The sequence below is a fragment of the uncultured Rhodoblastus sp. genome (genome assembly GCF_903903185.1).
In the GTDB taxonomy this organism is placed as follows: domain Bacteria; phylum Pseudomonadota; class Alphaproteobacteria; order Rhizobiales; family Beijerinckiaceae; genus Rhodoblastus.
The window spans coordinates 1-13,084 of the sequence record NZ_CAIUXT010000203.1 but is presented as its reverse complement, the minus strand read 5'-3'; the positions used below and the strand labels follow the sequence as shown (position 1 = coordinate 13,084).

General features: G+C 64.1%; 14 protein-coding genes. 3 read left to right on the top strand and 11 right to left on the bottom strand.

Translation table 11 applies throughout. From position 1 onward, the window contains the following. Positions 1 to 39: 39 nt before the first annotated feature. Genes QZY01_RS18105 through QZY01_RS18095 form a run of 3 tightly spaced genes read right to left on the bottom strand, consistent with a single transcriptional unit; the run spans position 40 to position 2,274 of the window. On the bottom strand, positions 40 to 516 hold the full coding sequence (locus QZY01_RS18105; RefSeq protein WP_294540010.1) for a J domain-containing protein: 477 nt from the start codon (positions 514 to 516) through the stop codon (positions 40 to 42). 58 nt (positions 517 to 574) lie between these two features. Beyond that, positions 575 to 1,336, bottom strand: coding sequence for an ABC transporter permease (locus tag QZY01_RS18100; protein WP_294540009.1), 762 nt, complete (start codon positions 1,334 to 1,336; stop codon positions 575 to 577). After that, complete coding sequence (locus QZY01_RS18095) at positions 1,333 to 2,274, bottom strand: ABC transporter ATP-binding protein (protein ID WP_294540008.1); 942 nt, start codon at positions 2,272 to 2,274, stop codon at positions 1,333 to 1,335. The genes QZY01_RS18100 and QZY01_RS18095 overlap by 4 nt, the downstream gene beginning before the upstream one ends. Before the next feature lie 398 nt (positions 2,275 to 2,672). Here QZY01_RS18095 and QZY01_RS18090 point away from each other — a divergent pair, with 398 nt between their 5' ends. Beyond that, the gene (locus tag QZY01_RS18090) at positions 2,673 to 3,686 is read left to right on the top strand and encodes a DUF4105 domain-containing protein (RefSeq protein ID WP_294540007.1); all 1,014 of its coding nucleotides are present in this window, start codon (positions 2,673 to 2,675) and stop codon (positions 3,684 to 3,686) included. Positions 3,687 to 3,700: 14 nt separating this feature from the next. Here QZY01_RS18090 and QZY01_RS18085 read toward each other — a convergent pair whose 3' ends face one another. Then, positions 3,701 to 4,864, bottom strand: coding sequence for a PQQ-dependent sugar dehydrogenase (locus tag QZY01_RS18085; RefSeq protein WP_294540006.1), 1,164 nt, complete (start codon positions 4,862 to 4,864; stop codon positions 3,701 to 3,703). 499 nt (positions 4,865 to 5,363) lie between these two features. Here QZY01_RS18085 and QZY01_RS18080 point away from each other — a divergent pair, with 499 nt between their 5' ends. Next, a complete protein-coding gene (locus tag QZY01_RS18080; protein WP_294540005.1) occupies positions 5,364 to 6,026 on the top strand; it encodes a hypothetical protein in 663 nt (220 codons plus the stop codon). A 388-nt stretch (positions 6,027 to 6,414) separates the two neighbouring features. Here the strand turns inward: QZY01_RS18080 and QZY01_RS18075 are convergent, their stop codons facing one another. From QZY01_RS18075 to QZY01_RS18050, 6 genes are all read right to left on the bottom strand, one after another. Beyond that, positions 6,415 to 6,630, bottom strand: a complete 216-nt coding sequence (locus QZY01_RS18075) for a hypothetical protein (RefSeq protein WP_294540004.1) — start codon at positions 6,628 to 6,630, stop codon at positions 6,415 to 6,417. A gap of 475 nt (positions 6,631 to 7,105) precedes the next feature. Then, positions 7,106 to 7,282, bottom strand: coding sequence for a hypothetical protein (locus QZY01_RS18070; protein ID WP_294540003.1), 177 nt, complete (start codon positions 7,280 to 7,282; stop codon positions 7,106 to 7,108). A gap of 4 nt (positions 7,283 to 7,286) precedes the next feature. Beyond that, positions 7,287 to 7,976, bottom strand: a complete 690-nt coding sequence (locus QZY01_RS18065; RefSeq protein ID WP_294540002.1) for a hypothetical protein — start codon at positions 7,974 to 7,976, stop codon at positions 7,287 to 7,289. 90 nt (positions 7,977 to 8,066) lie between these two features. After that, positions 8,067 to 8,852: a hypothetical protein gene (locus tag QZY01_RS18060; protein ID WP_294540000.1), complete on the bottom strand. Its 786-nt coding sequence runs from the start codon at positions 8,850 to 8,852 to the stop codon at positions 8,067 to 8,069. A 126-nt stretch (positions 8,853 to 8,978) separates the two neighbouring features. Continuing rightward, entirely contained in the window at positions 8,979 to 11,954 is a 2,976-nt protein-coding gene (locus tag QZY01_RS18055) for a hypothetical protein (RefSeq protein ID WP_294539998.1), read from the bottom strand. A 215-nt stretch (positions 11,955 to 12,169) separates the two neighbouring features. Beyond that, complete coding sequence (locus tag QZY01_RS18050; RefSeq protein WP_342394910.1) at positions 12,170 to 12,358, bottom strand: CheR family methyltransferase; 189 nt, start codon at positions 12,356 to 12,358, stop codon at positions 12,170 to 12,172. Between QZY01_RS18050 and QZY01_RS18045 the strand changes: the two genes are divergently transcribed. Beyond that, positions 12,357 to 12,650 carry a hypothetical protein gene (locus QZY01_RS18045; protein WP_294539994.1) on the top strand — a complete coding sequence of 98 codons (294 nt, stop codon included), beginning with the start codon at positions 12,357 to 12,359 and terminating at the stop codon, positions 12,648 to 12,650. The two genes, QZY01_RS18050 and QZY01_RS18045, sit on opposite strands and share 2 nt — an antisense overlap. A gap of 65 nt (positions 12,651 to 12,715) precedes the next feature. Here QZY01_RS18045 and QZY01_RS18040 read toward each other — a convergent pair. Further along, positions 12,716 to 13,084, bottom strand: a 369-nt coding sequence (locus tag QZY01_RS18040) for an ATP-binding protein (RefSeq protein WP_294539991.1), incomplete at its 5' end; no start/stop codon positions are given.

Here is a 13,084-nt window from a genome sequence, read left to right as displayed (position 1 = left end):
GTGGTCGCCGATCTGGCGGCGTGACCGGCGGAATAGGAACTAATTCATCGATGTCGCCCGCTCGAGCAGGGCGTCGCGGGCTTCGGTCAGGCGGATATAGTCGTCATGCCGGCCGCCGGCGTCGGGATGGACGGTCTTGGCGAGGCGGCGGAAGGCGGCGTTGATTTCGGCCGCCGTCAATGCGCCCCAGGGCGGCAATTCGAGCCGCGCGCGATGGGCGGAAGCGTCGTTGGGCGCGTTGACGCCCATGGCCAAGGCCCAGAGCCTTTCGCGCGTCTCGGAGCGCAGCTTGTCCTGATCCGCCTTCCATATCCGCCGCGACATGACGAGGCAGGCGCCGAAACGGACGCGGCCAAAATTTTCGAGTTCGTCGAGGCTGAAGGGGCCGACCACGTCATATGGCGCCGCGAGCCAGGCGATACGGCCGGACGGGGCCTCCTCGACGCGGCCCATCCTGGCCTGGTCGAGCACGCCCAGCGAACCGTTCCACACCACCCATTCTTCGCTGTCGTTCATCCGAAAGCTTTCCGGCATTGTCAGGATTCGCATGCAGGATTGAAGCCATAGCCTCGAATCAGGTCCGCAGGCGATAGCCGGTCTTGAACACGTAAATGACCAGACCGACGCAGATCAGCAGCATGGCCAGGGTCAGCGAAAGGCTGATCGCCGGTCCGACCGAGGCTATGTCATAAAAGGCCCAACGAAAACCATCGACCAGATAGACGATCGGGTTGAACAGCGCAATCTTGCGCCACGGCGTCGGCAGCATGTTGATCGAGTAGAAGGTGCCGCCCAAGAAGGTCAGCGGCGAGATCACCATCAGCGGGACGATCTGCAATTTCTCGAATCCATCCGCCCAAAGGCCGAGCAGAAAGCCGAACAAGGCGAAAGTCACCGAGATCAGCACCAGAAAGGCCAGCGACCACCACGGATGGACGAGTTCGAACGAGACGAAAATCCGCGCCGTGGCGAAGATGATCAGGCCGAGCAGCACCGATTTGGTGGCGGCGGCGCCGACATAGCCGAGCAGCACCTCGATGGCCGAAACCGGCGCCGACAGGATTTCATAGATCGTGCCGGTGAAGCGCGGCAGATAGATGCCGAACGAGGCGTTGGAAACGCTTTCGGTCAGTACGGCGAGCAAAATCAGTCCCGGCACGATGAAGGCGCCATAGGGCACGCCGTCGATCGGCGGCATGCGCGAACCGATGGCCGAGCCGAACACCACGAAATAAAGCGCGGTGGAAAGCACCGGCGAGGCGATGGACTGGAACAGGGTCCGCCAGGTCCGGGCGAGTTCGAATTTGTAGAGCGCGGCGACGCCGATCCAGTTCATCGGCTTTTCCCCACCAGATCGATGAAAATATCCTCCAGCGACGAGCGGTCCGCGTTGACCGAGCGAAAGTCGATGCCGCGCGCGGCAAGCTGTTTGAGCAAATCCGCCAGTCCCGGCTCCGCGCCTGCGCCGCTGTCGTCCTCGCCCTTCTGGGTGAAGGCGAGCGACAGGCCGTCCTCCGCAAGGTCGAGCGGCCGGGCGAAAAGTCCGGGCGGGATCGCGTCGAGCTTCCGGCTCAGGCCGACCGTCACCCGCGTCTTGCCGAGGCGGCGCATCAGCGCGTGCTTCTCCTCGACGAGAATGATTTCGCCCTTGTCGATCACCCCGATCCGGTCGGCCATGTCCTCGGCCTCCTCTATATAATGGGTGGTGAGGATGATGGTGACGCCCTTGTCGCGCAGGCGGCGCACCATTTCCCACATCTCGCGGCGCAATTCGACATCGACGCCGGCGGTCGGCTCGTCGAGGAACAGGATTTCCGGTTCATGGGCCAGCGCCTTGGCGATCAGCACGCGGCGCTTCATGCCGCCCGACAATTGGCGGATATTCGACTCCTTCTTGTCCCACAGCGAGAGGTCGCGCAAAATCCGTTCGACAAAGGCCGGATCGGCGCGCTTGCCGAACAGGCCGCGCGAGAACGTCACCGTGCCCCACACCGACTCGAACATGTTCGCCGAGAGTTCCTGCGGCACCAGCCCGATCTTTTTGCGCGCGGCCCGATAGTCTGTGGCGATGTCGCAGCCGTCGACCAGAACCTCGCCGCCGCTCGGGCGCACGAGGCCGCAGACAATGCCGATCAAAGTGGTCTTCCCCGCGCCATTGGGGCCAAGCAGGGCGAAGATTTCGCCGCGCTCGATGGCGAGATCGACGCCCTTGAGCGCGCGATAGCCATTGTCATAGGTCTTGGTCAGATTGCTGATCGAAAGGACTTTGTCCAAGGACGGGTTTTCCTCCGGAAGGCGGCGACTTGACAGGCTGTTTAAAATCCGTGGACCGCCCTCGTGGTTGGAGACGGCCTCCATAACCCGTCGAAAGACGGGCTATGGAGGCCTCCTCACCATGAGGGCTACCCTGTCGTTTCCATTGATCCTCTCATGCTGAGGAGCGGTGCGAAGCATCGCGTCTCGAAGCACGAGGGGATCAACTCAAGCATTTTTCAGCAGTCTGTTAAGGCTTTCTTGCCATGAAACGGCCGCCCGCGCCATGGCTTGCGCTGGCCGCGACGCAAGAGCGCCTGTGCTTTTTCCCGACGCGGCTTTCTCTGGATATGGGCGCTGGACAGACCGCTCGGGCGCCATTACCAACGCGCATCTCCCTCTCGCTTCGCAGGTCGGCATTGAGGTTTTTTCGATCCCTGTCGCTCTGGGCGCTGGCGCTGGCTGCGGTCGGCTTTGCGCTGTGGGGCGCGGGTGCGCTATGGTTTCAGGCGCCCTTCGCCGCGCCTGTGCGCCTGCTTTTGTGCGGCTTGTGGCTGGTCCTGCTGCTCGGCGGCGCGGCCGGGCTGTTTTCCGGGCGGCGATGGCAAGCCCTGGGCGCGATGGCCTTGGCGGTCGCCGCGCTGCTGACCTGGTGGTCCACGATTCTGCCGACCAATGAGGGCGACTGGGCGGGGGGGCTCGACCGGACCGTGCGCGGCAGTGTGGACGGCGATATCTTGACCCTCACCGACGTGCGCGATTTCGACTGGCGCAGCGAAAGCGATTTCACGCCGCGCTGGGAAACCCGGCGCTATGACCTGTCCAAACTCGTCAGCGTCGATCTTCTCGCCAATTACTGGATGGGCGAGCCGATCGCCCATACGCTGCTGAGTTTCGGCTTTTCCGACGGGCGGTTCCTGGTCTGGTCGATCGAAATGCGGCTGCGCAAGGGCCAGCAGTTTTCGGCGCTTGGCGGGCTGTTCAAGACGGCGGAGCTGATCTCGCTGGCCGGCGACGAGCGCGACATCATCCGGCTGCGCACCAATGTTCGCCGCGAGGACGTCCGGCTGTTCCGGATGAACACGCGCCCCGTCGTCGCGCGCGAAATCTTGCTTACCTATGTCGACGAGGCCAACGATCTCGCCGACCGGCCGCGCTGGTACAATACGCTGACGACCAATTGCACGACCGTGGTGTTCCACATCGTGCGCGCGGTCGCGCCGGGGATGCCGTTCGACTGGCGGGTGCTGGTCTCGGGCTATCTCCCCGACTTCGCCTATGAACGCGGGGCGCTCGACAGCAGCCTGCCTTTCCCGCAATTGCGCGAAAAGTCGAAAATTTCTCCCCGCGCCATCGCCGCCGACGCCTTGCCTTCGCCCGCTTTTTCGCAGGCCATCCGCACCCATGTTCCGGGCTTCCTGCCGGCGCGCTGAACGGGTTTTTCCGCTCATTCGCCGTTGTAGAAAATCCGGTACAGCGCGCCTTCCTGATCGTCGGAGACGACCAGCGAGCCGTCCGGCAGTTCGGCGACGTCCACGGGGCGCCCAAGATAGGGCGTCTTGCCGGGGTTCCAGCCCTCGGCGAAGGGGACAGAAGGGCCGGGCTTGCCGTCGCGCAGCGGCGTGAACATCACCCGCGCGCCAATCGGGACGCTGCGGTTCCAAGAGCCGTGCTGGGCGGAAAAAATGCCGCGCCATTGCGGCGGAAACTGCGCGCCGCGATAAAAGATCAGGCCGAGATCGGCGGCATGGGCGGCCTCTTCGACTTCGGGAAAGACCAGTTCCTCCGGCGGCGTCTCGCCGGCATATTCGCGGGTGCGGACATGGCCGCCGCCATACCACGGGAAGCCGAAATTCAGCCCGGGGCTCCCGGCCTTGTTGATTTCGCCGGGCGGAATGTCGTCGCCCATCAGATCGACCTGATTGTCGGTGAACCACAACACGCCATCCGCGGGGTTGAAGTCGAGACCCACGGAATTGCGGATGCCGCGCGCAAAAACCTCGCGCCCGGTCCCGTCGGTATTGAGGCGGATGATTCCGCCCATGCCCCATCGATCGTAAACCGGCATTTTTTCTTTCGGCGCCACATTATTCGGCTGGCCGATCGTGACGTAGAGCCGGCCGTCCGGGCCGATCCGGCAGACGCGGCGGCTGTGGCTGTTGTTGCCGGCCTCCGCTGGCGGGATCAATTGGTCCTGCGGGACGATCGCCTCGGGATGGTCTTCGTCCCAGCCGCCGTCTTTGGGCGCAAACTTGAGGATGCGGTTGAGTTCGGCGACGAACAGGGTCCCGTCCCGCGCGAAACAGGGGCCGTTGGGCAGCACGAATTTTTCGCTCGCCGCGAAAACTTCGACCTTCGGCTCAGGATCGAGGCCTATGGCGATCTTGTAAACCTTGTCGCTGCGCGATCCGACGACGAGGGTTCCGCCGTCGGGCGCGACCGCGAGATGGCGCGCCTCCGGCGCCAGGGCGTAGAGAGCGATATGAAAACCCTGCGGTAATTTGATCCGCGCCAGCGTGGCGCGCAGATCGCCGGCGTGATCGGCGCGGACGGCGCCCGGAACGGCCAGAATCGCCGCCAGGCTGGCGAGAAGCAGGGGGAAGGGGCGCATGGAGGGACTCGGACCTTATAGGGCGAAAGGGCTTTGTTGGCCGCAACAATACCACGAACCTGCGGACGGGTATCGCGCGAGGCCGAACGCGGGGGAAGGCGGCGTCGCCCGCTTCGAAGTTTCGATGAAAATATATAATTTTTTGCACCCTGAAATTCCTGCGCCAATTGTCGCGCCGGCAAGGCGCGACGGCTTGGCGCAGACACCGTCCAAGGCGAACCGGTTTGGTCGCCTGAAATTGCCTGGATCATTGATGAATGAGGATAATTTTAACAGCCAAAGTCAATGGCGGACCGGCGGGAATGGCCGATGAACGCCTTATCCGTATTTTCCCGCTATCCGTATTTACCCGTATTTAATTACAAGCATATCTCGGTTATCTACCGTGGAATAGAGGCTGGAATTCAGGAAATCCAGTCAAGCGTATCTGGCTCCGCAGCCTGCCGCTTTCCAACATTGCGGAAGACGTAAGCTGCGCATCATAAATAAAGGTGATTTAATGAAACAGGCTCTGTATCTTGGCGCCGCGTCGGCTCTTGCCCTCATGGTTGGTTTTTCTGCTGGCGCGCATGCGGCGTCTGCGGTAATCGACGGGATCACGGTGACCAACTCGGGACTCGCCGATCCGTCTTTGCCCGACTATCCCCAGCCTGTCGCCTTTGCGGCTACGGGAGCGCTTCTCCAGTTTGCCTGGGTCGGTTCTTCCCTGTCCAACCAGGGCTGGGATCCTTTCGGCCCCAGCGATACGAGCCACCATTGGTGGAATATCGGCGAAGGTGGCGGCAGCGTCGGCTTCAACCTCTCGGGTTCGAACTTGAAGATCGTCTGGGGTTCGCCGAATTACACGACCACGGACAACGACAATTACGTGTCGTTTTATACCGGAACGGGCGGGACCGGCGCGCTGATCGGCCGGGTGGACGCAGCTGACCTCTACAATAATTTTTCTGGCATCGACAACAATAACCATGCGGGATATTTGATCGACTTCAAATTGCCGCAGGCTTACAAGAGCGTCGTGTTCGCGACGAACCCCACCGCCTTCGAATTCGCGCTCGCCGCTCCCGAACTCTCGACCTGGGGCATGATGCTGGCGGGCTTTGCGGGTCTTGGCTTCGTCGGCTATGGCCGCAAGCGCCGGGAAGCTGCGCTGTCCGCCTGACCGCGTCGAAATCCGTTTTGACTTTGGAGAGACCGCCGCGAGGCGGTCTTTCTTTTGTGTGCCGCCGTCGCTGCCGGATCGCGGCTGGCAGGGAACCCGATGTTCGAAACATTTTCGCGGGTCGTGCGCCGGCGCCCGTCCGAGGGTTTCAACTCTCGATTTGACGGGCGAGCGAATCGATAGAAAAATCCGTGAGAGTCTCGCGCTCGGACGCCAGGCAGCGCCGGCAGGGCGCGCGATCCTTAACCCATGTTGTCGAAAAGGGGGCCGGGGGCGGAATCGAATTGTAGCTAGAACTAATTGTTTTAAAATAATAATTTTTTCGAAAAGAATTGTGATACCAGCAAATTTTTTGCTGGGCGTCTTGGCCCTCCTTGTCCAGCGCCAACTACAGCGCCCGGATTGCCGCCTTGTCCAATCCAGCAAATGGATTCGCAGCGGCCGGATCTGGCATGGCCAGCGCATTCATTATTTCAGCTTGGCGATGCGATGCAACGGCGCCGTAGCTCGCCAGCGCCGTCAGGACGTTTTCGTGCGCCAAATTTCGGCTCCAGGCTTTTATCTTCTTCAGGTGTCTTGCAAACGCGCTGACACAAGACGCCAAGCGTCCTCCGGCAAAGGTGCGGATTGTAATACGGCAGGCCCGCGCCTTCGAAAGCTCGGCGGAATATCCGGCGGATGGCGCCGGGATTGGTCCAGCATTTTCGCGTGAGGCCGACCGGCGCAAATAATTTGTTTTCGTCCAGCGCAATTTTCGTCGATGGAAACAAGGGATCATCCGGGCCGAATAATTTTTCCTTGGTCAGAAATCCAACCCATTCGATGACAATCGGCTCGATGTCTTCGCCGATTGGGAAAAACGTCGAGGTGATCGTCTTGCGGTTCTTGGTGCGGACGCTGCGCGCGTCGCGAAAGACCGTGCGGCGCCCTATGTCCACATGCTTGACCAGCATGGTCGCCAGCACGTGGCGGATTTGCTTCAGGGTCGGAATTGGCTTTTCGCGCGACGCATTTGCAATGGCGCCGTCATTGTTTGACGGGTTGAAATAGTCGGCTTCGGAATAGGTGCGTTTCGACTTTTAGCCGGGCTGGCCGGCAAGCCATTTGAAAAAATCCTTCAACGCCATCAAGCGCGAATAAGTCGTCGCCTTGGAAAGCGGCTTGCCCGTTTTCGGATTGATCGCCGCGTCCAGATGCCGTTTGAAATTGCGCGCCTGTTCGATGTTGAAGGCGGCAAAATCCTTGTAGCCGTTCACCGCGTCAAAAAGATCGATGGTCGCCGCAATCTGGTCCGCACTGGTCGGACTCGCCCCGGCGACGTTGTCCAGGGTGTGGTGCCGCCGCACGTCGTCGGAACATATTGCGCGCGAGGCCGATCCGCTCCTCCGGGCTCCGCACGAGATTGGAAAGCGCACTGAGCCAAGCTCTGCTGGTGTATTCGATCAGCGGGCCCGTTTCGCCAGCCTTGACGACGCGCGCATAATCCGACCCGTTGGAACAGAGCGTAGCCATGCCCAAGGCGCCGCATTCGAGAAATTTCACATAGCTCTTTTTGGCATTGAAACGATTGGCGACGAGCAGCGCAACGCCGATATCCCGGCAGACGACTTTTTGCAACCAGCGCAGGAAGCTCTGATCATCATTGGCCAAGGGTAAGGGAATGACGCTGGCGAAAGCGTTCTTCGCATCGCGGAACCCGCCGATAACCTGAAAGTCCATCCGACCCGGAAAACGTTTCTGCAGGTCCGCGCCGGCATGACGAACGGCGTCCAGGTCTTCGTCGCGCGTTGGTGTGTCGACATAGCCGATGGTGTCACGGTCGCTGCGAATCCGGCTTTTGGCCTGGCGCAGGCTCGCGGGCTCGCCCTCGTTGCGCAGGCGCCAGAGTTCCGCGTCCAGCGCATTGGGGATGAATGTGACGCGGCTGTTCGGCCTCGCGAACTTCTTCAATAAAGCCTCGGACGAGAGCATCACCGCGTCGGCCTCGCGCGCGGCGGAAGCGAAACGCGAACGGGCAAGCGCCAGACCGAGGCTGACGGCTCATTTCCCGAACGTCAGGCCGACAACGACGATGACGCAGCCATTGCCGGGCGCGGGCAGCAGCAACTGCCGGGCGCCATTGCCGCCGACCGTGACCGCCAGCCCGGACAGGTTGGCTGCGACCTTGCCTTCCTTGAGCAGATCGCCCTGGATTTCGTTGCAGGGCCGCGCCGTCGGAAACACCTGAATATAGGATGTGTCGCAGCCATGGTTCGAGGTCGGTGAGCCGAGGAGGACCACGGCGGCGCGCGGAGCGACCTTGTTGGGATAGGTGAGCGAGACGATCGATTCGAAGACATGCGAATCGGCGGCGCCGGTGTACCAGTTCGACATCGCGGTGTGCGGCGCGTCGATGGTGGCGTTGGCGGCGCGGACGAGACCGTCGAGGCAGGCCTTGACTCCGGCCTGCGCGGCATGGGCCAGCGGCTGCGGCTCGGCGGCGCCCACCGGCAGCGGGGCCGGCGGCGCCGGTTGGATCGGCGCGGGCGGCGCGGATGAAGCTGGCGCCGGCGCCGGCGCCGGCGGCTTGTCCTTCGCCTGCGCCGCCTTCGGCTTTGGCTTCGGCGCGGTCTTGCCCGCCGCATTCGACGCGGGCCGCGAAGCCGGCGGTTCGGCCTGGCCAGCGTCGGCCGGGGGGCGATCGCCGGTCTGGGCAAGGAGGATCGAGCCGCCCCGCGCGGCGTCGGTTCCCGACCAGGCGGCGAAACAGGCGAGGACCACGCAGGCAAGCCGCGCCGCCAGCGGCGCGCGGCGCCACGGGGCCAGCGACGAAGGCAGTGGTGGCATGGAGGCAAGACCTTCCATGAGGCAAGACCTTAAAAGCAGATCAAGCGAAGCGGAGCCCGCCTCGCTTGAAGATTGCCGACAAGGAACGATACAGATTTTCGCGATGCCGCGAAATCGGAATTCCCGCTAGAATTCGAAGCCGCCCATCACGCGGAACACGTTCTGATTGCCGCCGCCATTGGCGTAGGAGGCGGACGCGTAGACCGGAATCGGCGCATCGAAGCGATAGGCGGCGGTGACGCCGATTCCCCCCTGGCTCTGGAAGAACCCGCCGCCGACCGCGACGGTGAACTTGCCGGAAGCGGACGGGGTGAGGATCGGCGGCATGGCCGCGATGGCCGAGATGCCGCGCCGCGCCTCGCGTTGAACGGCGTTGACCTGATTCTGCACGGCCGTAAGCTGGGACACATTGACGGCGTCGGTCGGCAGAATGCCGGCGGCGACGTTGGTGATTCGCCGTTCCGCGCCGGGCGCGCCGACCGAAACCGTGTTGGCCTGGCCAGCGACCGAGTTGGCGCCGAGGGCGACCGAATTCGATCCCGTCGCGACGGCGCCGTAGCCAAGCGCGGTGGAACCCTGTCCGCTCGCCGCCGCCGCCGCGCCGGCTGCGGTCGAGCGCGCGCCCGAGGCGGCGGCATTCTGTCCGAAGGCCGAGGCGTTGGCGGCGGCGTTCGCCACCGCCCCGTCGCCGATGGCGGTGTTGCCGAACGCGGCCTTCGCGGCGGCGCCGATGGCGATCGATCCCGTCGCCACCGCGCCCGTGCCGATGGCGATTGCGTTGGTTCCGGGACCGGCGACGGCGCCCGCGCCGATCGAGACGCCATTGGTCCCCAAGGACGAAGCGGTGTCGCCGATGGCGACCGAAGAAACGCCGGACGCGGTGCTGCCGACGCCCGCCGCGAAGCTGTTGGCGCCCGAGGCGGTGCTGGAGCTTCCGACGGCCGTGGCGTTTGTCGCGAACGCGGACGCGGTGTCGCCGATGGCGACCGAAGAAACACCGGACGCGGTGCTGCTGAAGCCCGCCGCGAAGCTGTTGGCGCCCGAGGCGGTGCTGGAGCTTCCGACGGCTGTCGAGTTTGTCGCAAACGCCGACGCGGTGTCGCCGATGGCCACGGACGATTTGCTGGACGCTACGCTGCTGTAGCCGGCCGAGAAGCTGTTCATCCCGGACGCGATGTTCGAATTGCCGACGGCCGTCGCGTTCGTGTTGGTTGCATAGTTGTTGGCGCCGAGCGCCACGCTGTTTTGCGCGTTCGAGGTATTTTCCCAGCCGATGGCCGACGACGTGTTGCCGCTCGCGAGATTGTTGCCGCCGAGCGCTGTGGTCTGGAAATTCGACGCGGTGGCGCCGACGCCGACGGCGGTGGACAGAACGCCCGTCGCCTGGGCGTTGGCGCCGATGGCGGTCGACAAATTTTGCGTCGCCTGCGCCGTATCGCCGATCGCTACCGACGAGTCGCCGGACGCCGCGCTCGTGAAGCCCGCCGCGAAGCTGTTCGCGCCGGACGCCGTATTCCCCGCGCCCACGGCCGTGCTGTTGGTGTTGGTCGCGGCGTTGCCAAAGCCGAGGGCGCTCGATTGGGCGCCGCTTGCGGCGGAGTTGCCGCCGAGCGCTGTGGCGTCGGTGGCGCTCGCGTTCGCCGCGACGCCGCCCGAGGAGACGCCGACGGCGGTCGCGCCCGCCACGCTGGCCTGCGCGCCAGAGCCGACAGCGGTCGTATTGACGTCGGAGGCGTTGGAGGCGGCGCCGAGCGCCGTGGAACCAGCGCTGGTGGCGATAGCGGCCGCGCCGAAAGCCGAGCTGTTGAGCCCCTGGGCTTTGGCCTGGGCGCCGACGGCGGCGCCCTGGACGCCGGTGGCCTGCGCCCCCTGCCCGAAGGCGCTCGCCAAACTCTGGCTGGCGGTGGCGCCGGTTCCGACGGCCGTGGTCTGAGCCGCCGATGCGGTGGAGCCTGTTCCCACCGCCGTCGCACTGACCGCCAACGCCTGGGCGCCTTGCCCGAAAGCCGAACTGTTCACGCCCACGTTCGCCGTGGCGCCGTCGCCGACGGCGGTGTTGCCGAGAGACGCGTTGGCGGCGGCGCCTATGGCGACCGAGCCCGTCGCGATTGCGCCCGTCCCGATGGCGATCGCATTGTCCCCCGTTCCGGCTGCGGCGCCGTTGCCGATGGCGATGGCGTTCAGACCGTTGGCGGTGGAATTGCCGCCAAGCGCGGTGGCGTTCGCGCCGCTCGCGTTCGCCGAGACGCCGGCGGACGAACTGCCGATTGCGGTCGAGCCCGCCCCGGTCGCCTGGGTGGCCGTGCCGACGGCCGTCGAATGGATGGCGGCGGCGTTGGCGAAGCTGCCAAAGGCCGCCGAATCGGCGGCCGCGGCGGTGGCGCCCGATCCGGAAGCAGCACTGGCGACGCCCAGGGCGCTGGCCCCGGCGCCGAAGGCGGCGCCGTCGACGGCCAGGGCCCTTGCGCCTGCCCCCACAGCCGTTGCCTCGGTCGCCGATGCGCTGGAGTTTGCTCCCAAGGCCGTCGTAGAATCTGCGGACGCGTTGGCGCTAGTGCCGAAAGCCGCCGCGGCGATGCCCGCAGCGTTTGCGCCGGGGCCGCAGCCGAACGAACCCGCGGGCGCGGAGGCCCCGCCATTGCTGGCCGTCACGCCATTGACGAAGGCGGCGGTGTTCGAGGTGACGCCTGAGACGAAAGCAGCGGACGTGGGAGTCACCGAAGTGACCGCGTTGACGACCTGGGCGTTGCCGTCTGTTTGGATGACCGTGATATTGCTGGCGCTGCCAATCAAGATGTCGCCAGCAAAATCGACCCCCGCCTGCACGCCGTTCGTGTTTTGTGTAAGGCCCGCCGAACCCAGCACGCCCGTCGTGCCGGTCGTCACCCCGGTCACAGCGTTGGCGTTCGTGACATTGAGACCCGTCACGGCGGCCGCGTTGGTGGTCGTCACGCCGGTGAGGCAGGTTTCGGCATGCGCCTCGCTCGGCGCCAGAGCCATATGCAGCGCCGTAATGCTGGCTGTCGCCAGCAACACCTGCATCGTCGATGTCGCCACAACGCTGGCCGAAGCCAAAACCGCCACAATCTTCCTGCGCGCCATCCCAGGCCCCCCAAAAACGCGTTCGACAAGAATCGTCAGAGAAATGGAATCTAACCTATCGTCATGCGATCGCGTATAGCGGGATTCGCGACTACGGCGTTTTTGGAACACCGTAGCAGATGCGCCACACTTGAGCCGGGAGTTTTTCGGGCGTTTTTTTCCGAGCGAAAGTCGGCGACAGCATGTCCAGCGGACGTTCTGGCCGCTGCTCGCAGTCAAACGGCGGCGCCGAGAATCAGGTAGCCGTCGGGCGCGAGGCAGCGCGCGGCGCGGTGGAGGACGTCGCGCTTCTGCTCGGCGGCGAAATAGATCAGCGCGTCGCGGCAGAAGATGACGTCGAAAACGCCGAGGTGCGAAAAGTCGCCCATCAGGTTCTGCTGGCGGAAATCGACGCGCGCCTTGATGCTGGCGTTGACCGCCCGGGACTCAGGAACAGGCGACGGTTTGCGGCGGCAGATAAACCAAATGCGGGATGCGTTTCGTTTTCGTTTTGGGCGCCGGTATGGTCCAGAGCGATTTTTCAAAATCGATTTCCGACCATTCGGCGGCGCGCAACTCGCCGGGGCGGACAAAAACCCAGGGCAAGAGCTTCAGGGCCGCGCATGTTTCCGGCGTTCCATCATACCCACCAACGGCGCGCAGCAAGCCGCCGAAGGCTTTTGGCTCGATAATCGCCGGACGATGCCTTGCTGTTGATTTCCACGAGGAACTGACCCGGGATTTCCGCTGAGAACTGACCCGCCTCAATTTATGGTTTGGGGTCAGGTTTGGGTCAAGTTTCTGGCCTTCTCCTTTCGTCCTTTTGTCGCGGCGGCGCTCGCCTTGAAGCGGAAGCTGTCGTTGCCGGTTTCGACGATGTGGCAGTGGTGCGTGAGGCGGTCGAGCAGCGCGGTAGTCATCTTGGCGTCGCCGAAGACGCCAGCCCATTCGCTGAAGCTCAGGTTGGTGGTGATGACCACGCTTGCCCGCTCGTAAAGCCTGCTCAGGAGATGGAAGAGCAGCGCGCCGCCGGAGACGCTGAACGGCAGGTAGCCGAGTTCATCCAGGATGATCAGGTCACAGCGCGCGAGCCGCTCGGCGATCTGGCCTGATTTTCCCTGGGCTTTCTCCTGCTCCAGGGCGTTGACGAG

Bases quoted from the DNA above. Each gene is read 5' to 3' on its own strand.
- QZY01_RS18100 (WP_294540009.1), bottom strand. From the start codon at position 1,336: ATGAACTGGATCGGCGTCGCCGCGCTCTACAAATTCGAACTCGCCCGG.
- QZY01_RS18085 (WP_294540006.1), bottom strand. From the start codon at position 4,864: ATGCGCCCCTTCCCCCTGCTTCTCGCCAGCCTGGCGGCGATTCTGGCC.
- QZY01_RS18080 (WP_294540005.1), top strand. From the start codon at position 5,364: ATGAAACAGGCTCTGTATCTTGGCGCCGCGTCGGCTCTTGCCCTCATG.
- QZY01_RS18105 (WP_294540010.1), bottom strand. From the start codon at position 516: ATGAACGACAGCGAAGAATGGGTGGTGTGGAACGGTTCGCTGGGCGTG.
- QZY01_RS18060 (WP_294540000.1), bottom strand. From the start codon at position 8,852: ATGCCACCACTGCCTTCGTCGCTGGCCCCGTGGCGCCGCGCGCCGCTG.
- QZY01_RS18045 (WP_294539994.1), top strand. From the start codon at position 12,357: ATGCTGGCGTTGACCGCCCGGGACTCAGGAACAGGCGACGGTTTGCGG.
- QZY01_RS18055 (WP_294539998.1), bottom strand. From the start codon at position 11,954: ATGGCGCGCAGGAAGATTGTGGCGGTTTTGGCTTCGGCCAGCGTTGTG.